The sequence below is a fragment of the Streptomyces sp. NPDC127190 genome (assembly GCF_042672505.1).
In the GTDB taxonomy this organism is placed as follows: Bacteria; Actinomycetota; Actinomycetes; order Streptomycetales; family Streptomycetaceae; genus Streptomyces.
Map to the genome: position 1 here is coordinate 261391 of NZ_JBHXVE010000006.1, position 20046 is coordinate 281436.

Below are 20046 nucleotides of genomic sequence, written 5' to 3' on the forward strand. Positions count from 1 at the left end.
GGTGTGCGCCCGGACGGGATTAGGTTGTGCGGGCAGGGGTGATTCCGAGGACCGGAGACACCGGAAAACCGACACGGGTTGGGGGCGGACATGTCAATGCCGAAGGGGTCGAACACGCAGGTGCCGACCGCGGCCCTGCGCGTCGAACTGGGCTGGCGGTCCGGGCCCGGCGTGCCCGACGCGGACGCCTCGGCGCTGCTGCTCGCCGAGGGAAAGGTCCGCTCCGACGGCGACTTCGTCTTCTACAACCAGCCCGCGCACTCCTCCGGCGCGGTGCGCCACGAGGGCAAGCGGACGGCCGGCGCCCAGGTCACCGACACCCTCTCCGCCGACCTCGCGCGCGTGGAGAGCGCCGTGGAGCGCATCGTCCTCGCCGCCTCCGCGGACGGCGGAACGTTCGGGCAGGTCCCCGGTCTCTACATCGAGGTGACCGACGCCGCGACCGGCGCCGTGGTGGCCCGCTTCGACAGCCCCGGCGCCACCAGCGAAACGGCCTTCGTCCTCGGCGAGTTCTACCGCCGGCAGGGCGGCTGGAAGTTCCGCGCCGTCGGCCAGGGCTACAGCAGCGGACTCGAGGGCCTCGCGACGGACTTCGGTATCACCGTGGACCAGCCGCAGCACGCCGCACCGCCCGCGGCGAGCGCCCCGGTGAACGCGCCGCCGCCTCCCGCGGCCCCGCCGGTGCAGCCGACTGCGGCCCCGCCGGTGCAGCCGACCGTGACCCTGCCACCGCCGCCGGCCGGGCCCCCGCCGCAGCCGGCCGCGACCACCCCGCCACCGCCACCGCCACCGCCGCCCGCCGCCCCGCCGACGCCCGCGGCCCGGCCGGTACGGCTGTCCAAGGTGACCCTCACGAAGGCCGCCCCCTCGGTCTCGCTGGCCAAGCAGGGCGGCACCTCCGGCACGCTGCGCGTGAACCTCAACTGGCAGGTCCGCAAGCAGTTCCCCGGCTGGGGCGGCCGCCGGGGCGGCGGCCAGAGCGACCTCGACCTCGACCTGTGCGCCCTGTACGAACTCGCCGACGGCCGCAAGGGCGTCGTCCAGGCCCTCGGCAACTCCTTCGGCTCCCTGCACCGGCCCCCGTACATCCACCTCGACGGCGACGACCGCACCGGCGCCGTCGCGAGCGGGGAGAACCTCACCGTCAACCTCGACCACATCCAGGAGTTCCGGCGCATCCTCGTCTTCGTCACCGTCTACGAGGGCGCCGCCTCCTTCGCCGGCCTGCACGCCACCGTGACCCTCCAGCCCCAGTACGGCGCGCCGATCGACTTCTCGCTGGACGAGTGCACGGTCCCCTCCACGGTGTGCGCGCTCGCCCTGATCACCCACCAGGGCGGCGACCTCATCGTCCAGCGCGAGGCCCGCTATCTGGTCCCGGAGCGCGGGGTGAGCCCCCAGCGGACCGTGGACCGCGCCTACGGGTGGGACATGAACTGGACGCCCGGCCGCAAGTGACCCCGCTCAGCCCTCCTCCGGCACCGCGTCCGGACGCGCATACGTACGGCCCTTCCAGGCGGCGCCGCGCCCCCGGTAGTGCTGCACGGCGGAGTCGACCGTCATCAGCAGATACAGGAACGCGGTGAACGGAAGCAGCGGAGCGAGCCACAGCGGCTGCCGGTAGTACCGCAGCATCGGCACATACGTACCGGTCATCACCGCCCACGTCACCGCACCCAGGACCGCGGTCGCCGCACCGCCGGCGGCCGCGCCCGCGACCAGCGCGGCGGGCGGCACCAGATAGACCAGCGCCAGCCCGGCGACCGTACCGAGCAGCAGCAGCGGGTTGTGCCGCAGCTGCGCGTACGCGCTGCGCGAGACCATCCGCCACAGGTCGTGCAGCCGCGGATACGGGCGCACGCTGTCCACTCCCTCGGCCAGCCCCAGCCAGACACGGCCGCCGGCACCCTTCACCGCGCGGGCGAGTGCCACGTCGTCGATCACGGCGTGACGGATGGCGTCCGGGATCCGTGCCCGCTCCGCCGTACCGGCGCGCAGCAGGACGCAGCCGCCCGCGGCCGCGGCCGTACGCGTGCCCTCACGGCTGATCCACCGGAAGGGATACAGCTGCGCGAAGAAGTAGACGAAGGCCGGGACGACCAGCCGCTCCCACAGGCTCTCCACCCGCAGCCGGGCCATCTGCGACACCACGTCGAAACCGCCGGTGCGGGCAGCCGCCACCAAGGCGCGCAGGCTGTCCGGCGCATGCGCGATGTCCGCGTCCGTCAGCAGCAGGAACTCCGGATCGCGCGCGCGTGCCAGGCCGATACCGTGGCGCACCGCCCACAGCTTGCCCGTCCAGCCCGCGGGCGGCTCCCCGGGCGAACCGACCGTCAGCGGCAGCCCGCCGTGCCGCCGGGACAGCTCCCGGGCCAGTTCCCCGGTGCCGTCCGTGCTGCCGTCGTCCACCAGGAAGACCTCGGCCCGCCCCGGATAGTCCTGCGCCAGCAGCGACGGCAGACTCGCGGGCAGTACGGCGGCCTCGTCCCGGGCCGGTACGACGACACAGACCGACGGCCACCCGTCCGGTTCCCGGCGCGGCGGCAGCCGGACGTCCGTGCGCCAGAAGAAGCCCTGGCCGAGCAGCAGCCAGCACCAGGCGGCCAGGGACACGACGGTGATCCACATCAGGGCGCTCACGGCCGCAGTCTGCCCCACCGCAACGGCCGGCAAGACTCCATCGTCTATCGTGGCCGGGTGAAGATCGCGCTCATGGACTCCGGAATCGGCCTGTTGGCGGCCACCGCCGCGGTACGGCGACTGCGGCCCGACGCCGATCTCGTGCTCTCGCTGGACCCCGACGGCATGCCCTGGGGGCCGCGCACCCCCGAGGACGTCACCCAGCGCGCGCTGGCCGTCGCCGAGGCCGCCGCGGGCCACCGGCCCGACGCCCTGATCATCGGCTGCAACACCGCCACGGTGCACGCCCTGCCCACCCTGCGCGCCCGGCTGGAGCCCGGGATCCCGGTGATCGGCACGGTCCCGGCGATCAAGCCGGCCGCGGCCGGCGGCGGCCCCTTCGCGATCTGGGCCACCCCCGCCACCACCGGCAGCGCCTACCAGCGCGGGCTCATCGAGGACTTCGCCGACGGCGTCCGGGTGCACGAGGTGCCGTGCTGGGGTCTCGCCGAGGCCGTCGAGCACGCGGACGAGGCGGCCATCGACGCGGCTGTCGCCGCCGCGGCCGAGCTGACCCCGGACGATGTGACGACCGTCGTCCTGGGCTGCACCCACTACGAGCTGGTGGCGGAACGTATCCGCGCCGCCGTGCAGCGCCCCGGCGCCGCCCCACTCGTGCTGCACGGCTCCGCCGGAGCGGTGGCCGCGCAGGCCCTGCGCCGGATCGGCGAACAGCCCGCCCCCGAGGCCCCCGCCGAAGGCACCCTGACCGTGCTGCTCAGCGGCCGCGAGGGCGAGCTGCCCGCGCCCGCACTGCACTACGCCGAGGGCCGGCTGCTGCCCGTCCCCGGCCCGGTCGCCGACCGCACCTGACCCGACCGGACGCACCCATGTGCGGCGTATACACATGAAGGTCGCCCTTTGTATATGCGTCCTCTGTGTGCGCGCTCACAGGTCCCTGTCACCCACTGGGCCGGACGGGTGCGGTCACCCTCCGCGAGCGGGTACCCGCGGATCGAAACCTGAGTAACCTCATAAACATGAGGGACCATCCCCGAGCCGACGACACCGCGCGCACCGACGTCTGGACCGGCCGCGCCACCAACCGGGTCCAGTGGCTGCTGGCGCTGGTCGGCGCGGCCTGCCTGGCACTCGGCATCGAGCTGGCCGTGGACTCGGCCTGGACCTCCGGCGTCGCAGCCCTGGCGATGTCCGTCGTGGGCTGTATCGCGGCCGGCCTGCTGGTCCTCTTCGGCACCCTCGCCTTCGTGCACGTCGACCTCCGGTGCGACCGGGAGTGCGTCGAGGTGCGCTGCGGCCACATCGGGCTGCCCCGCCGCCGTATTCCGCTCTCCCATGTGGCGGGCGCCGACTTCACCGCCCATGTGACCCCGCGCCACTGGGGCGGCTGGGGCTACCGCTGGCGCCCCGAGAAGGGCACCGCCGTCGTCGTGCGCCGCGGAGAGGGCGTCGTGCTCCGGCTGTGGGACGGCCACACCTTCACGATCACTGTCGACAACGCGGAGTCGGCGGTGCGGGTCATCCGGGACCGGCTGCGGGCGATCACCCCCGGCACGGCCGGCTGAGTCCGCCGCCCATTCCTCCACGGGTCAGGGTCGCGGCCCCGCGTCGTCGCCCGCCCACGGCCGTGCCGTCGCCCAGCCGGCCAGCAGACCCGCGCCCGCCGTGACCGTCGGAAAACTGAGCGCGTTGCCCACCGCGGCGAGCCCGGCCAGCGCCGTCAGGGCCGCCCCCGCGGTGAGGGCGACCGGCGTCGTACGAGGGCTGCGCCACAGCGCGTGCAGGACCCAGCAGAACACGGCGCCGAGCAGCACGACCCCCACCACGCCCTGCTCAGCGGCCTGCTGGAGCAGCGCCGAGTGGGCCCTGCCGTCGGACGCGGACGCCGGTGCCGTCGTACGGCTCAGCTCCCCGAACCGGCCGGGCCCGACGCCGAGACCGCCCGCCCCCTCCCCGAGCCCCAGCGCCTCCCGCCACACCCGCATCCGGTGCGGACCCGACCACCGCGTGAGCACCTCGGCAAGGCCGCCCGGCAGCACATCCGCGGCCAGCGCCCAGACCGTCGCCGCCACCCCGGCCGCCGCCACCGCCAGACCCGCGAGCCCCCCACCCCGGCGCGGCACCGCGCCCGCGGCCAGGGAACACAGCAGGACGGCCGCACCGGTCGCGCAACCGGCCACCGACCCCAGTGCCGCCCCGGCTCCGACGATCCCGGCGGCCAGCGCCCACAGACCCAGGCGCAGCGCCGGTACGGGCGTCGCCCAGGCGGCACAGCACGCCGCTCCGGTGGCCAGGGCCAGCAGGGCGGCGGTGGCCCCGGCATGCCCGAGGGGTACGGCGTACCCGGGGCCGGGGGAGAGGCCGGGCAGGGCCACGGCCAGGGCCAGCCCGGCCAGCGCACCGGCGCCGGGCGCGGCCACCGGCAGCAGGGTGCCGGAGACCCGGCCCGCTGCATAGCCGGCGGTCGCGGCCAGCACCGCGAGCAGCAGCCCCTCGGGCCGCCCGTCATGCGCTGCCGCGGTGATCAGCGACCATGCCGCGCAGGCCCCCAGCAGGATCATCCCGACCCCGTCGGAAACGTTTCTCTCGCCGCTCTCGGTGTCCGTGTCGTCCGCACCGGTCGCGGACCTCGTCCCCGTCGCCCCCACCCGCCGCCCCTCGCACCTGGTCCCCCGACCTATGGCAAGCCCGGACACACGCACCGAGAACGGCCGCATCGCCCAGGCTGCGCTCACCGTAACGGCTCATGGCGGGTTTGGGGACGATGTGCGCGCAGAGGTCCGCATTCCGGTAGTCGTCCGAACCACTCTCCCGGTCCGGGAAAGCGGGCGCCCGCGGCAGCGGGGGACAGCCGGCCCGGGGGCGGCCACACCAGCCCCTCGCGATCAGCAGGCCCCCCGGCCCGCGCTGTCAACAGCAAGGTCGACGGCCGTACACTCACCCGGGTGACCGTCACCGCACCTTCCCTGGACCAGCCGGACCAGCTCCGGCCGTCCCCCGCGCCCAGCGCGCTCGGCGGCCGCCTGCTGCGCCTGGTCCCGGCCGTCGCCTCCGCCCTGTGCGGAGTGCTGCTCTACGTCAGCTTCCCGCCACGCACCCTGTGGTGGCTCGCCCTGCCCGCCTTCGCCGGCTTCGGCTGGGTGCTGCGCGGCCGGAGCTGGAAGGCGGCCCTGGGCCTCGGCTACCTCTTCGGGCTCGGCTTCCTGCTCCCGTTGCTGGTGTGGACCGGTGTGGAGGTGGGGCCCGGACCGTGGCTCGCCCTGGCCGCGATCGAGGCGGTGTTCGTCGCCCTGGTCGGCGTGGGCGTCAGCGCCGTCTCCCGGCTGCCTGCCTGGCCCGTGTGGGCAGCCGCCCTGTGGATCACGGGGGAGGCCGTACGCGCGCGCGTGCCCTTCCGGGGCTTCCCGTGGGGCAAGATCGCCTTCGGCCAGGCGGACGGTGTCTTCCTGCCGCTCGCCGCGGTCGGCGGCACCCCTGTGCTCGGCTTCGCGGTCGTGCTGTGCGGGTTCGGTCTGTGCGAGGCCGTCCGGCTGATCGCCGAGCGGCGCCGCGGCCATGCCGTCCGGCGCGGGACCGCGGCCGCCGCACTGCTGAGCGTGGCCGTACCGGTCGCCGGAGCGGCCGCCGCGATGCCCCTGGTCAGCGACAAGGCCGAGGCCGGCACCCGCACCGTCGCGCTCATCCAGGGCAATGTGCCGCGCTCGGGCCTGGAGTTCAGCGCCCAGCGCCGGGCCGTCCTCGACTACCACGCGCGCGAGACGTCCAAGCTCGCCGCCGACATCCGGGCGGGCAAGGTCGCCAAGCCCGACTACGTGCTGTGGCCGGAGAACTCCTCCGACATCGACCCCTTCGCCAACCCGGACGCGGCCACCGTCATCGCGGGCGCCGCCAAGGCGGTCGGCGTGCCCGTCTCGGTCGGCGGCGTCGTGGAACGGGACGGCAAGCTGCTCAACGAGCAGATCCTCTGGGACCCGGTCAAGGGGCCGACCCAGACCTACGACAAGCGGCAGATCCAGCCGTTCGGCGAGTACCTCCCGCTGCGCGGGCTCGTCGGCGCCATCAACAAGAACTGGACCGGCATGGTCCGCCAGGACTTCAGCCGGGGCAGCAAGCCCGGCGTCTTCGACCTCGACGGCGCCAAGGTGGGCCTGGCCACCTGCTACGAGGCCGCCTTCGACTGGGCGGTGCGGGACACGGTCACCCATGGCGCGGAGATGATCTCCGTGCCGAGCAACAACGCCACCTTCGACCGCAGCGAGATGACCTACCAGCAGCTCGCCATGTCCCGCATCCGCGCGGTCGAACACAGCCGCACGGTGACCGTGCCGGTGACCAGCGGGGTCAGCGCGATCATCATGCCGGACGGCAAGATCACCCAGCGGACCGGCATGTTCGTGCCCGCCTACCTCGTGCAGAAGGTGCCGCTGCGCACCTCCCGTACGCCCGCCACCGAGCTGGGCATCCTGCCGGAGATGGCCCTCGTGCTGGTCGCCGCGGGCGGCATCGGCTGGGCGATCGGGTCGGGCCTGCGCACCCGGCGTCGCACCGCCGGCGCGTGAGCGTACGACGTCCCGGGCTTCCCCCGGACGGACGGAACGGCGGACCGGCCCGTTAGGGTCGGCCGCATGGCTACCCCTGACTTCATCCGCACGCTCCGGTCCTCCGCCGGACAGCAGTTGCTCTGGCTCCCCGGAGTCACCGCGATCGTCTTCGACGACGACGGCAGAGTGCTGCTGGGCCGACGGGCCGACACCCGCACCTGGTCGGTGATCGGCGGCATCCCGGACCCGGGCGAGCAGCCCGCTGCCTGCGCCGTGCGGGAGGTCTTCGAGGAGACGGCGGTGCACTGCGTTCCCGAGCGGGTGGTCCTGGTCCAGGCCCTGGACCCGATCACCTACGACAACGGCGACATCTGCCAGTTCATGGACATCACCTTCCGCTGCCGCGCCGTGGGCGGCGAGGCCCGGGTCAACGACGACGAGTCCCTGGACGTGGGCTGGTTCCCGGTGGACGCGCTGCCCGACCTGCACGAATTCGGCCTCTTCCGGATCAAACAGGCCATGTCCGAGGCACCCACATGGTTTGACCCTATGACTCTTGGCTGAAGTATGGGCGGCGACCATATGTGGTGAGGGATGGGGTCCGCTTAGGGTCGGCACATGACCTCGCCCACCCCGTTGAACGGCCCCCCTGTCCAGCCGCTCGCCCTCGACCTCGGCGGCCGTACCGCTCTCGTCACCGGTGCCGCCAGCGGCATCGGACGCGCCTGCGCGCTGCGGCTCGCGGCCGCCGGGGCCGACGTGCGGGCCGTCGACCGGGACGGCGCGGGCCTCGCCGCCCTGGCCGACGAGGCCAAACGCGCGGACCTCGCGGGGACCGTCGTACCGCACGTCGTGGACCTCACCGACCTCGACGCCGCCGAACAGGCCGCCGCCGGCACCGACGTCCTGGTCAACAACGCGGGGCTGCAACTGGTGCGCCCCCTCGAGGAGTTCCCGCCCGACGTCTTCCACACGGTGCTGACCGTGATGCTGGAGGCGCCGTTCCGCCTCATCCGCGGCGCGCTCCCGCACATGTACGCACAGGGCTGGGGCCGGATCGTGAACGTGTCCTCCGTCCATGGTCTGCGCGCCTCCGCCTATAAGTCCGCCTATGTGGCCGCGAAACATGGTCTCGAGGGGCTCTCCAAGACGGCCGCCCTGGAAGGCGCCGCCCATGGGGTGACGTCCAACTGTGTGAACCCGGCCTATGTGCGCACCCCACTGGTCGAGAAGCAGATCGCCGACCAGGCACAGGCCCACGGCATTCCCGAGAGCCGGGTGCTGTCCGAAGTCCTGCTGAAGGACAGCGCGGTACGGCGGCTCATCGAACCGGAGGAGGTCGCCGAGGCCGTGGCCTACCTGTGCAGCCCGCAGGCCTCCTTCGTCACCGGCACCTCGCTGGTGCTCGACGGCGGGTGGACGGCCCACTGACGGGCCGGACGCCGCCGGCCCCGAGAGTTTTCCACAGGCCTGACGGGCCGGGTGGCCGATGCGGAATCCTGTGACCATGTCTCGCGATCACGTTCACTCGGCAGCACGCGACAGCACGGAGGCCCCGTTCCTCGAGCTGCTGGCCCGCGACGCCTCCACGGAGGCCTACGAGCAGCCGGCGCTCCTGGCCCGCGCCGAGGGCGGGCCGGCCGAGCGGATCGCCGCGCTGGAGCACGCCAAGCGGCTCGCCCTGCGCGTCCGGGCGGAACTGGAGGGGCGCCGGCGCCGCGAGGCGGAGCTGTCCGCGCTCTTCGAGACCGCCCACGACCTGGCCGGGCTGCGCGATGTGGACGCCGTGCTCCAGGCCATCGTGCAGCGCGCCCGCTCACTGCTCGGCACGGACATCGCCTATCTGAGCCTCAACGACCCGGTGCGCGGTGACACCTACATGCGGGTCACCGAGGGCTCCGTCTCCGCGCGCTTCCAGCAGCTGCGGCTCGGCATGGGGGAGGGCCTCGGCGGACTCGTCGCCCAGACCGCGCGGCCGTACGTCACCGACGACTACTTCCACGACGACCGGTTCCAGCACACCCACACCATCGACGCCGGCGTTCACGACGAGGGCCTGGTCGCCATCCTCGGTGTGCCGCTGATGCTCGGCCCGCACGTCATCGGCGTCCTCTTCGCCGCCGACCGCAGAGCACGGGTCTTCGAACGCGAGCAGATCGCACTGCTCGGCTCCTTCGCCGCGCTCGCCGCGGCCGCCATCGACACCGCGAACCTGCTCACCGAGACCCGCTCGGCGCTGGCCCGGCTCGAGCGCGCCAACGAGATCATCCGGGACCGCAGCGGCGTCATCGAACGCGCCTCCGAGGTCCACGACCGGCTCGCCGAACTCGTGCTGCGCGGCGGCGGAGTCCATGACGTGGCCGCCGCCGTCTCCCAAGTCCTCGACGGAACGGTCGAGTTCACGGAGGAAGACGCGGCGCCGGCCGAGCCGCTGGAGGCCTCCCGCGCCGACGGGCACGCCGTGCGGCACGGCAGCGACTGGATCGCGGCGGTGGCCGCGGGCGGTGAACTCCTCGGCGCCCTGGTACTGCGCGGCCATCCCGGCCTCGACCCGGTCGACCAGCGCACCCTGGAGCGCGCGGCGATGGTCACCTCGCTGCTGCTGCTCGCCCGCCGCTCCGCCGCCGAGGCCGAACAGCGGGTCCGTGGCGAGCTGCTGGACGACCTGCTGGACGCGCGCGACCGGGACCCGCGCCTGCTGCGCGAACGCGCGGCCCGGCTGCACGCCGACCTCGACGCCACCCATGTGGTCCTCGCCGCGCGCATCGACGGCCCGGCGGCCGACGCCGACGAGGAGGCGGCGGCCCGCCGTCGCCTGTGGTCCGCCGCGTCCCACCTCGCCGCGACCCGGCACGGCCTGGCCGCCGCCCGCGACGGCGGCACCGTCCTGCTGCTGCCGCTCGGCTCCGCCGACACCGCCACGGAGGTGGCCCGCCGTACCGCCCGCCGGCTGGGCACCGCCGTGCGCCAGCCCGTCACGGTCGGCGCCTCCGCCCCCGTCACGGACCTCGCCGCACACCCCGGCTCCGTGGTCGCCGCCTATGCCGAGGGCCGCCGCTGCCTGGACGCGCTGCTGCTGCTCGGCCGGGCCGGAGACGGCGCGGCAGCCGAGGACTTCGGCTTCCTCGGCCTGCTCCTCGCCGGCGAACGGGACGTCACCGGCTTCGTGGAGCGCACCATCGGACCGGTGGTGTCGTACGACGAGCAGCGCGGGACGGAACTGCTGCGCACCCTGGACGCGTACTTCGCCAGCGGGATGAGCCCGGCCCGCACCAAGGAGACGCTGCACGTCCATGTGAACACGGTCGCCCAGCGGCTGGAGCGGGTGGGCCGGCTGCTCGGCGCGGACTGGCAGACGCCCGCGCGGGCCCTGGAGATCCAACTCGCCCTGCGCCTGCACCGGTTGGCCGCGCCGGAACGGCACTGACCGGCCCCCGGGCGGGGACCGGTCAGTGCGGGGGGACGAGCGCGCGGGGCTCAGGCCGTGCGCGCCTCGGCGGCCGAGCCGGTCCCGGCGGCCTCTTCGTGCCCGGCCTCGTCCTGGGCCAGATCCCGGTGCCGGGTCTCCCGGGCCACGCCCACCGCGACGAGCGTCAGCAGCGCGGCGCCGATCACATACAGCGCGATCGGCGTCGAGCTGCCGTAGTCGGAGAGCAGCGCGGTGGCGATGAGCGGGGCGGGCGCACCGGCCGCCACGGAGGCGAACTGCGCGCCGATGGAAGCCCCCGAGTACCGCATCCGGGTGGCGAACATCTCCGCGAAGAAGGCGGCCTGCGGCGCGTACATGGCGCCGTGCAGTACCAGGCCGACCGTCACGGCCAGCACCAGGTACCCGAACGAACCGGTGTCCACCAGCGAGAAGAAGGGGAAGATCCACAGGCCGACACCGGCCGCGCCGAGCAGGTACACCGGCCGCCGCCCGACCCGGTCGGACAGCGCACCCCAGGCCGGGATGACGGCGAAGTGCACGGCGGAGCCGATGAGTACGGCGTTGAGCGCGGTCTGCTTGGAGACCCCGGCCGAGGTCGTGGCGTAGACGAGGACGAAGGCGGTGATGACGTAGTAGCCGATGTTCTCGGCCATCCGGGCGCCCACCGCCACCAGCACATCGCGCCAGTGGTGCCGCAGCACCGAGACGAGCGGCAGCTGCTCCGGCGCGCCGGCCCGCCGGGACTCGGCCCGCGCCAACGCCTCCTTGAACACCGGCGATTCGTCCACCGACAGCCGGATCCACAGCCCGACGATCACGAGCACTCCGGAGAGCAGGAAGGGGATCCGCCAGCCCCAGCTGCCGAAGGCGTCGTCGGACAGCAGGGCGGTGAGCAGCGAGAGCACCCCGGTGGCCAGCAACTGCCCGGCCGGGGCGCCGGTCTGCGGCCACGACGCCCAGAAGCCCCGACGGCGCGCGTCGCCGTGCTCCGACACCAGCAGGACGGCGCCGCCCCACTCACCGCCGAGCGCGAACCCCTGCACGAGCCGGAGTGCCGTCAGCAGCACGGGTGCGGCGGCGCCGACGGTCGCGTGGGTGGGCAGCAGCCCGATGCCGAACGTCGCCCCGCCCATCAGCACCAGGCTCAGCACCAGCAGCTTCTTCCGCCCCAGCCGGTCACCGTAGTGCCCGAACACCAGGGCCCCCAGCGGGCGGGCCGCGAAGCCCAGGGCATAGGTCAGAAACGACAGCAGTGTCCCGACGAGGGGGTCGGAGTCGGGAAAGAACAGCTTGTTGAACACCAGCGCGGCCGCGGAGCCGTAGAGGAAGAAGTCGTACCACTCGATGGTGGTGCCGATGAGACTGGCGGCGACGATGCGCTTGAGGTTCACGGGTGGTGGGGGAGCGGTGGTTCCGGAGGCCATGTGCGCCACTTCCTCGTGTGCGGTGGGGACGGGTACGTGTCGGCACACCGTAGAAACATGCAGGTCAGGCGCACATGTGGCGGGGCAACATAGTTCGAGGGTTGGCTATGCGTGCGGCCACCATGCCGGCTCACGGAAGGGCGGTTCAGGGGCTCGGAGGTGGTCGAAACGAGTGCTGTCCGGGACGCACAGTTCGGGGTGATTTGACGGTGCGGTGCTGACTCCCGTGCTGGTTTGGTGCTGACTAAAAGCCCACGTCATCACCCGTGTTCACCCCTCCCGTGCTGACTTAGTGCTGACTACGCTCCGTTGAACTCGGACATCTTGGGGCTGATCGGCTCAGGGCCGTTGCGCGGTAGGTGACCTGACTCAGAGGCCGACCCGGCTATGCCGCTCGGCTCTGCGGGCAGACAAGGCGTTGCGCCTGCGCGCGGTACGCGTTCGGCCCAGCAGATTCTTGGTCTGCTGGTGGTACACGCCTGACCTCGCTCCTGACCTGCGACAAAGAGCGGGAACATCGAGTGCCAGGCTGAGTCGGTCCGCACCTGGTCCGGATCTTGATGAGTGGTACGTGGTGCTAGCGAGTGGGCCGCGGTACCACATGGCACAGGTTGTAGAGACCGTCTGTCGGCGTCCAGGTCAGTCCAAGGTGACCGCACAATTCCAGGTCAGAGCGTTTTGGTCCGCGTGAGTCGACGCAGTCGGTGACAGGTGTGTGATAGCGGTGTTCGACGAGAAGCCTCGCCGGTGCGGTCCGACGGGGTTTCTCACAGGTGCGTGCAACGTCCGCCGAGGGCACCGTTGTGCCCGGCTTCTCCCCTCCTGAGCACCCGAAGCAAGGAGGGGGCGACGCCGCCGCTCTGACGGCCGAGGCACAGCCTGTCACCCAGGGACTCTCCGCCCAAGCGGGAGGCACTCTTCGCTTCTGCAAACTCATCGGCCTTTGAGGAGTGTCTACGGCACGGCATGTCTCTCCGAGGCCGGGCGGATCGCGAACCGCGCCCACGCGACCAACCGAGCGTCGGTGAACTCGGTGCGTGGTCGTGCGGCCGACGTACTGGAAGCGGTCGCGTCCACGTCACACCAGATCCCTTCCACCAAGAAGGGCAGGCGTGCGGGTCTCACGCGAACCCGTCTCCTCGTCATCGACCAGGGGGAGGTAACGCTCCGCGACCGCTCCGTAAGATGAGGTCCACGCCTGTAGTTGCCCACGTCATGGTTCAGGACGGCATCCGCAGGGCGAGCAGGGCCACGTCATCGGTGTTGCCGGGTGGCATGCGGCCGAGTAGCTGATCGCACAGGGTGTCGAGCGGTTCGTGGGCGAGAGCGAGGGCGTGGTGGCGCAGACGGGTGAGGCCGGTGTCGAGGTCGCTGCCGGGGATTTCGATCAGGCCGTCGGTGTAGAGCAGCAGGGTGGAACCCGGCGGCAGCGACTGCGCGGCGTTCGGTCGGCTGCCGACGGTGCTCGAACCGGCGCCAAGGAGGAGCCCCTGCCCGGCTTCGAGGTACTGCGCGTGTCCGCCCTGGGCCAGCAGGAGGGGCGGCGGATGCCCGGCGCTGGTCCACCGCAGCGTCCATGGGCCGGTGTGCGGGCTGCCTTCGAGCAGGGCGAGGACGAGGGTGGCCATGGGGACGGTGGTGATGGCCGGCAGGGCGTCGTCGAGGCGGTCCACGACAGCGCCGGGTGGGCCGGCGCGGTCCCAGGCCAGTGACCGCAGGATGCCGTGCAGTTGTGCCATGCCGGCCGCGGCGGTGAGATCGTGACCCAGGACGTCGCCGATGACCAGCGCGAGCGTGCCGTCCTTCAGCTCGAAGGCGTCGTACCAGTCGCCACCGACCTGGGAGCCGGCCGGGGCGGGCTGGTAGCGGGCGGCCAGTTGCAGGCGGCCGAGCCGGGGCAGCGGGGCGAGCAGGTTGCGCTGCATGGCCTCGGCGACGGCGCGCTGGCGGCCGAACCGGCGGGCGTTGTCGATGACCAGGCCGACCCGGCGGCCGATGTCGCCCACCACTTTCAGATCGTCGGTGTCGAAGGGGGTCTCCGGGGCGGTGCGCACCAGCGTCAGGGCGCCGGTGACCTGACGGGCGGAGCCCAGCGGCACGGTGAGGGCGGATGTCGCGCCCACCGCCCGCAGGAAGCCGCTGTGGACGGCGGCCAGGGCAGAGCCGGCCGGCTCGGCGACGTCTGCTTCGCGCTGCAGAACGGGATCACCGCCGTTCAATACCTGGACGAGCGGAGAGTGGGCTTTTCCCACCTCCGTCTGGGGCAGGCGCTCGCGCCAGTCCTCCTGCGCGGCGTGGCGGCCCCCCGGGCCCGTCACCGCCACACGGTGGACCTGTCCGGTACCGACCCGCAGGTCTACCGCCGCCCAGTCGGCCAGGCGGGGAACCAGCAGGCGGCCCAGCCGGGCGAGGGCCTCGTCGATCTCGAGTGTCTGACCCAGCACGTCGGTGATCTCCGCCACCAGCGTCAGCCGCTCGGTGCGGTCCTCCAGAGCCCGCGTGTAGGCCGCACGCTCCCGGCGCGTGCTGCGGTTGCCGGCGGCGTCGGTCAACAGCACGGCCATGCCCTGGAAGGCGCTGTCGTCCCTCAGAGGGGAAGCGGACCAGGAGATCGCGGTCAGACGGCCGTCACCGCGCAGACAGATCTCACCCTCCCCCCGTGCCTCGGCTCTCTCGGCCAGGGACCGCAGTAGTGGGCACTGCTCCCGGGGCACCGGGCCGCCGGCCGCGTCCCGGTGCAGCAGGTCGTGTGCGTCCTCGCCCCGCATGGCGGCGGCGGCACGGCCCAGCAGGCGCTCGGCAGCCGGGTTGGCCGCGAGAATCCGTCCAGTGGGGTCCACCACGATGAGAGCTGTGCCCAGCCGTCGGACGACCTGCCGCCAGAAATCCGGCTCGGCCACCGACCGGCACCGCCCCTCATCTCCCATGTCCTCCACCATGCCGCCTTTCCAGCCATGCAAACCCTCGCCGGAAACCGCGGACGCGTTGGCAGGCCGACACACCAGCGGATCGACGACTGCGGAGTTGACAACGATCGGTACGACCTGCATCAACGCTATGCCCGAGCGGCAGGGAACGGGCTCGTCTCGACCGGTCTGAGTAGTCTTCGTCGTTAGTCCTTCGGGGGTTGATCATGCGGCGAGTCGGGGCAAGGATTCTTCTGGGCGATCGGCGGCGTGTCGGTCGAGCCTGGCCAGCAGATCGTCCAGGTCGGAGGTGGTGAACTTTCACTGGAACGGCTGCGCCGTGGCGTTGTAGCGGTCTTCGAAGGCTCGGAGCCGGTTCCCGACTTGGCAAAGGTCGGTGAAGTGGTTGGGCGAGAGGGCCTTGCGCTGTACGGCGGAGAAATAGACCTCGACTTGGTTCAGCCAAGAGGCGCGCACGGGGGTGTGGACCAGTACCGCGTTCGAGAACCCAGTGGTCAGCCGGGCTGTTGCGGCCTTGCCGCGGTGGGCGGAGCCGTTGTCGACGATCCAGAACACGCGTTTCGCGCTGGCGTAGGGTTCTTGGCTCATGACCTGGGTGACCAGGTTCATGAACGGGCCGATGCCGGTGGTCGGCTCGCAGCGGCCGAACCCCTTCGCCTGGTGGACGTCGTAGGCGGCCAGGTAGGCCAGTGCTCCGCCGCGCCCGTAGGTGTGGTTGACCCGCACCGCCCTGGCCTGCCCGGGGGCGAGGGGTGGGGTGACAGCGGCAGCGGGCCTGGATGGAGGTCTTCTCGTCCGCGCTGATCACATACTCGTCCGCGCCGAGCGGCTCGCCGTCCCAGGCGCGGGTGTACAGGTCAAGGACACGGGCTGCCTTGAGCCGGAAGCCGGGGTCGCTGATGAAGATCCAGGACCGGTGTTGCCAGGGTTTGATCGCGTCCTGGACGAGCCAGCGTCGCACTGTGGAAGCGGAGATTGTGTCGACGATGGCGCGGGCGATGACCTCGCGGGCCAGCTCCGAGGCCGACCGGCGGGACAGTGGCGTGCCGCTCTCCGCGGGCAGTTGACAGGCCAGCGCCTTGACCTTGGCCCTCTGTAACGGGGCGAAGGAAGCGGGACGCCCGGAACGCTTGCGGTCGGACAGGGCGGGCAGCCGGTTCCCGGCGAAACGGTCGCGCCAGGTGCGGACGGTCTCCACCTGCAGCCCGGTCTCGCGGGCGATGCGCGCGTTGGAGCGGCCCCGAGCCGCGTACAAGACGACCTGGGCGCGCTGGCGCAGCCGGTGCTCTGTCTTGTGGCCGTAGGCCATCTTCTTCAGCCGCTCACGCTCGGAGGCCGTCAGGACGATCGGGCATGCGGCGGTGCGATGCAACGCGGGAGAGCCGTGCACGAGAAGTGGATGGCGACGGGGTGCAAAGAAGCGCGCCCTTCCTGCGGCGTGCCGCCCTGCACCGTCTCTGTGGTCAGTTGGTGCCGATCAGTGCCGTGCGTGCGGCGGTGAGGATCTCGTCGGAGAGCGGGGTGCCGTTGGTGGCTCGGGACAGGACGAGTGCGCCGAGCATGGTGCACAGCCGGGTGATGCCGTCCTGGTCCTCGGTGGCGAGGAAGTCGGCGAAGTCGCCCACGCCCTGGCTGTAGACGCGGTGGGCCTCGGTCTCTCCGCCGTCGCGGGCCATGTCGGTGGCGAGTGCGGCGGCGGGGCAGCCGTCAGCCGGGCTGTCGCGGTGTTCGACGGAGAGGTAGGCGTCGATCAGCGCCCGCTGGGCGGCGTCGCGCTGCCCGGCGTACTGATCGAGCCCGTCCTTGTGGTGCTGGGCGAGTTCGGCGAACGCGTGGGCGGTGGCTTCGTCGATGAGGGCCTCCTTGGAGGCGAACTGCTTGTAGAAGCCGCCGTGGGTCAGGCCGGCCGACTTCATGAGGTCGGCGACGCTCAGGCGGGTGCCCTCTTCCCGAAGCAGCCGAGAGGCGGTTTCCACGACCCGTCGGCGGTTCTCCTGTGCCTGTGCCTGCGATACGCGGCCCATCGGTCACCCCTCCCAGTTGGATGTCGAGCGAAATCTATTCTAGGCTGAGATTTAGATGACGGATGCAATCTATCGTGCGGTCGTCGCCGTGCTCAACGCTGGGAGTGCTCATGGAACTGAAGGACGCGGTCGCGGTGGTCACCGGCGCCAACCGGGGGCTCGGGCGGCATCTGGCCGCCCAGCTCATGGCGCGCGGGGCCAAGGTGTACGCGGCGGCCCGCCGCCCCGAGGCGGTGGACCTGCCCGGGGCCGTCCCGCTGCGGCTCGACCTGACGGACGCGGAGTCGATCCGGGAGGCGGCCTGCACCGCCTCTGACGCGACGCTGCTGGTGAACAACGCCGGCATCTCCACCGGCACGCCGCTGATCGCGGGCGGCTTGGAAGCGGTGCGCCTGGAGATGGAGGTGAACTTCTTCGGCCCGCTCGCCGTGACCCGGGCCTTCGCCCCGGTCATCGAGTCCAACGGTGGCGGCGCCGTGCTCAACGTGCTGTCCGTCCTGTCCTGGCTGCACCCGGCCGGCCTCGGCTCCTACGCCGCGGCGAAGGCCGCCGCCTGGGCGCTGACCGGTGCGGTCCGGGAGGAGCTGGTGCCCCGCGGCATCGCCGTGACGGCGCTGCACGTCGGATACATGGACACCGACATGGCCGCCAGCGTTCCCGCCGAGCAGAAGGCCGACCCGGCCGAGGTCGCCGCCCAGGCTCTGTCAGGCATCGAGACGGGCCTGCCCGAGGTCCTCGCCGACGACGTCACCCGGCACGTGAAGCAGGGCCTGGCCGCCGCGCCGAATGCGGGGTGAGGCGCCCCCGCCGCATCGGCGCGGAGCCCTCTGAACCAGCAGTGCAGACAAGAAAGTACCTCGTACCGGGGCAAGCCTGGAGCGAGCGGAGACCCCGTCCCCCTGCGGGCGGAAAACGGAGATGATGATGAAGGCGTACCTGATCGAGAAGTACGGTGACCAGTCCGCGGTGCGCGCCGCCGAGCTGCCCGATCCGAAGCCGGGCGCCGACGACGTGCTGGTCAAGATCCACGCGGCGAGCGTCAACCCGCTGGACTTCAAGATCCGCGACGGTGCCTTCAAGCGGATCCTCCCGTACCGCCTGCCTCTCATCCTGGGCAACGATCTCGCTGGAGTGGTGGTCAAGGTCGGCTCGGCCGTCACCCGCTTCGCGGTGGGCGACGAGGTCTACGCGCGGCCCGACAAGGACCGCATCGGCACCTTCGCCGAACTCATCGCCGTCCACCAGGACGACCTGGCCCACAAGCCGGCCACCCTCACCATGGCGGAGGCCGCCTCCCTTCCCCTGGTCGCCCTCACCTCATGGCAGGCGCTGGTCGAGAAGGCACGGGTCCGGCCGGGCCAGAAGGTCCTCATCCACGCGGGCTCCGGCGGGGTGGGCACCATCGCCCTCCAACTGGCCAGGCACCTGGGCGCACACGTGGCCACTACCGCGAGCGCGGCCAATACCGCCCTGTCCAAGGAGCTCGGCGCGGACGTCGTCATCGACTACCGCACCCAGGACTTCGAGGACGTCCTGGACGGCTACGACGTCGTCCTGGACACCCTCGGCGGCAAGACCCTGGAGAAGTCCCTGCGCATCCTCAAGCCCGGTGGGAAGGTCATCAGCATCGCCGGACCCCCCGACGCGGACTTCGCCCGCGAGCTGGGCGCGAACCCGGTCCTGCGCCAGGCGATGAACGCGCTGAGCTTCACGACCCGGCGCCACGCCAAGCGCCAGGGCGTGACGTACTCCTTCCTGTTCATGAAGGCCGACGGCGAGCAGCTGCGCGAGATCACCCGGCTCGTCGACGCCGGGAAGATCCGCCCCGTCGTCGACTGTGTCTTCCCCTTCGAGCAGGGCCGCGAAGCCATGGAGTACGCCGAGAAGGGACGCGCCAAGGCCGGCAAGGTCGTCATCGCGACGGTGTGAGCACCAGCCCCCGCCGCTCCACCGCCAGGCCCCGGGCGGCGAGAGGATATGCCACACCCCACCACCCCTACCCTCCACACCCCAGGAACCGATCATGAGCGCACCGCGCAGGTCCCCCACCCCCAGGCCCGCCCCGTCGACGTACAAAGATGCACCGACCCGTTCGGTGTCCGTGCGCGGCGTCGACTTCGTCTACCGCCAGCTCGGCTCGGAAGGAGACGGCGTACCACTGATCCTGCTCCACCACCTGACCGCTGTCCTGGACAACTGGGACCCCCGCGTCGTCGACGGACTCGCCGCCCGGCGCCAGGTGATCGCCTTCGACAACCGCGGAGTCGGCGCGTCGGGCGGCTCCACCCCCGACACCATCGAAGCGATGGCCCGCGACGCAGTGCTGTTCATCCGAGCCCTGGGCTTCGAGCAGGTCGACCTGCTCGGCCTGTCGATGGGCGGCTTCATCGCCCAGGTCATCGCAGCCGAGGAACCGCAGCTGGTGCGCAGGGTCGTCCTCGCGGGCACCGGCCCCGCCGGAGGCCCGGGCATCGACAAGGTCACCGCACTGACCCTCCGGGACATCCTGAAGGGCTTCCTGACCCGCAAGGACCCCAAGCAGTTCCTCTTCTTCACCGACACCGAACACGGCCGACGCGAAGCACGCGCCTTCCTCAAACGGCTGAAGGAACGCACCAGCGACCGCGACAGGGCCATCTCGCTGACGTCGTTCCGCGCCCAGCTCAAGGCCATCCACCGATGGGGCCTGCAGGCGCCCGCGGACCTGTCGCGCATCCACCAGCCAGTCCTGGTGGCCAACGGCGAGAGCGACCGGATGGTGCCGAGCGAGAACACTTTCGACCTCGCCGCACGCCTGCCCCGGAGCGAACTCGTCCCCCTCTACCCGGACGCCGGACACGGCGGGATCTTCCAGTTCCACAACGAGTTCGTGGCCAGAGCCCTCGCATTCCTCGAAGCACAGCCCGTCGCCTGACTCCTGACGCCACATCCCTCCGCCGCCTCGGCCCCAGGCGCGCCCGGGACAAGGCGGGCCCGGGCGAGCCAGCCTCCCCCGATCAGACACCTCCTGTACGCCGGCATTCCCATCGGCACCCGAGAATGCCCTCGGCATCGCATGCC

Annotated in this window: 16 protein-coding genes and 1 pseudogene; 10 read left to right on the forward strand and 7 right to left on the reverse strand. The window is 72.2% G+C overall.

Translation table 11 applies throughout. From position 1 onward, the window contains the following. The first annotated feature begins 90 nt into the window (after positions 1 to 90). Positions 91 to 1458, forward strand: coding sequence for a TerD family protein (locus ACFVIU_RS13100; RefSeq protein ID WP_385842426.1), 1368 nt, complete (start codon positions 91 to 93; stop codon positions 1456 to 1458). Positions 1459 to 1464: 6 nt separating this feature from the next. Here the strand turns inward: ACFVIU_RS13100 and ACFVIU_RS13105 are convergent, their stop codons facing one another. Next, positions 1465 to 2628, reverse strand: a complete 1164-nt coding sequence (locus ACFVIU_RS13105) for a glycosyltransferase (protein WP_385842480.1) — start codon at positions 2626 to 2628, stop codon at positions 1465 to 1467. 69 nt (positions 2629 to 2697) lie between these two features. Here ACFVIU_RS13105 and ACFVIU_RS13110 point away from each other — a divergent pair, with 69 nt between their 5' ends. Beyond that, complete coding sequence (locus tag ACFVIU_RS13110) at positions 2698 to 3492, forward strand: glutamate racemase (protein ID WP_385842428.1); 795 nt, start codon at positions 2698 to 2700, stop codon at positions 3490 to 3492. Between the two features lie 167 nt (positions 3493 to 3659). Further along, the gene (locus tag ACFVIU_RS13115) at positions 3660 to 4205 is read left to right on the forward strand and encodes a hypothetical protein (protein ID WP_385842429.1); all 546 of its coding nucleotides are present in this window, start codon (positions 3660 to 3662) and stop codon (positions 4203 to 4205) included. Between the two features lie 24 nt (positions 4206 to 4229). Here the strand turns inward: ACFVIU_RS13115 and ACFVIU_RS13120 are convergent, their stop codons facing one another. Beyond that, positions 4230 to 5201: an O-antigen polymerase gene (locus tag ACFVIU_RS13120; RefSeq protein ID WP_385842430.1), complete on the reverse strand. Its 972-nt coding sequence runs from the start codon at positions 5199 to 5201 to the stop codon at positions 4230 to 4232. A gap of 384 nt (positions 5202 to 5585) precedes the next feature. Here ACFVIU_RS13120 and lnt point away from each other — a divergent pair, with 384 nt between their 5' ends. The 4 genes from lnt (at position 5586) to ACFVIU_RS13140 (ending at position 10608) form a co-directional block, all read left to right on the forward strand. Then, positions 5586 to 7199, forward strand: coding sequence for an apolipoprotein N-acyltransferase (gene lnt / locus ACFVIU_RS13125; protein WP_385842432.1), 1614 nt, complete (start codon positions 5586 to 5588; stop codon positions 7197 to 7199). 66 nt (positions 7200 to 7265) lie between these two features. After that, positions 7266 to 7745, forward strand: a complete 480-nt coding sequence (locus ACFVIU_RS13130) for an NUDIX domain-containing protein (protein ID WP_385842433.1) — start codon at positions 7266 to 7268, stop codon at positions 7743 to 7745. 54 nt (positions 7746 to 7799) lie between these two features. Further along, complete coding sequence (locus ACFVIU_RS13135) at positions 7800 to 8612, forward strand: 3-hydroxybutyrate dehydrogenase (protein WP_385842434.1); 813 nt, start codon at positions 7800 to 7802, stop codon at positions 8610 to 8612. 76 nt (positions 8613 to 8688) lie between these two features. Beyond that, the gene (locus ACFVIU_RS13140; protein ID WP_385842436.1) at positions 8689 to 10608 is read left to right on the forward strand and encodes a helix-turn-helix domain-containing protein; all 1920 of its coding nucleotides are present in this window, start codon (positions 8689 to 8691) and stop codon (positions 10606 to 10608) included. Between the two features lie 50 nt (positions 10609 to 10658). Here the strand turns inward: ACFVIU_RS13140 and ACFVIU_RS13145 are convergent, their stop codons facing one another. The 5 genes and pseudogenes from ACFVIU_RS13145 to ACFVIU_RS13165 form a co-directional block, all read right to left on the reverse strand. After that, positions 10659 to 12035, reverse strand: coding sequence for an MFS transporter (locus ACFVIU_RS13145; protein ID WP_385842437.1), 1377 nt, complete (start codon positions 12033 to 12035; stop codon positions 10659 to 10661). Between the two features lie 1220 nt (positions 12036 to 13255). Then, positions 13256 to 14935: a SpoIIE family protein phosphatase gene (locus tag ACFVIU_RS13150; RefSeq protein WP_385842438.1), complete on the reverse strand. Its 1680-nt coding sequence runs from the start codon at positions 14933 to 14935 to the stop codon at positions 13256 to 13258. A gap of 327 nt (positions 14936 to 15262) precedes the next feature. Continuing rightward, on the reverse strand, positions 15263 to 15688 hold the full coding sequence (locus ACFVIU_RS13155) for a transposase (RefSeq protein WP_385842439.1): 426 nt from the start codon (positions 15686 to 15688) through the stop codon (positions 15263 to 15265). Between the two features lie 280 nt (positions 15689 to 15968). Next, positions 15969 to 16271: pseudogene (locus tag ACFVIU_RS13160) on the reverse strand (helix-turn-helix domain-containing protein); the annotation flags it as partial. Positions 16272 to 16425: 154 nt separating this feature from the next. After that, complete coding sequence (locus ACFVIU_RS13165) at positions 16426 to 16986, reverse strand: TetR/AcrR family transcriptional regulator (protein WP_030645405.1); 561 nt, start codon at positions 16984 to 16986, stop codon at positions 16426 to 16428. 110 nt (positions 16987 to 17096) lie between these two features. Between ACFVIU_RS13165 and ACFVIU_RS13170 the strand changes: the two genes are divergently transcribed. From ACFVIU_RS13170 to ACFVIU_RS13180, 3 genes are all read left to right on the forward strand, one after another. Then, positions 17097 to 17783, forward strand: a complete 687-nt coding sequence (locus tag ACFVIU_RS13170) for an SDR family oxidoreductase (RefSeq protein ID WP_385842440.1) — start codon at positions 17097 to 17099, stop codon at positions 17781 to 17783. Between the two features lie 127 nt (positions 17784 to 17910). Then, positions 17911 to 18915 (forward strand): NADP-dependent oxidoreductase, encoded by a 1005-nt coding sequence (locus ACFVIU_RS13175; protein WP_030645400.1) that lies wholly within the window; start codon positions 17911 to 17913, stop codon positions 18913 to 18915. A 94-nt stretch (positions 18916 to 19009) separates the two neighbouring features. Then, positions 19010 to 19900 (forward strand): alpha/beta fold hydrolase, encoded by an 891-nt coding sequence (locus tag ACFVIU_RS13180; protein WP_385842441.1) that lies wholly within the window; start codon positions 19010 to 19012, stop codon positions 19898 to 19900. The last annotated feature ends 146 nt before the right edge of the window (positions 19901 to 20046 follow it).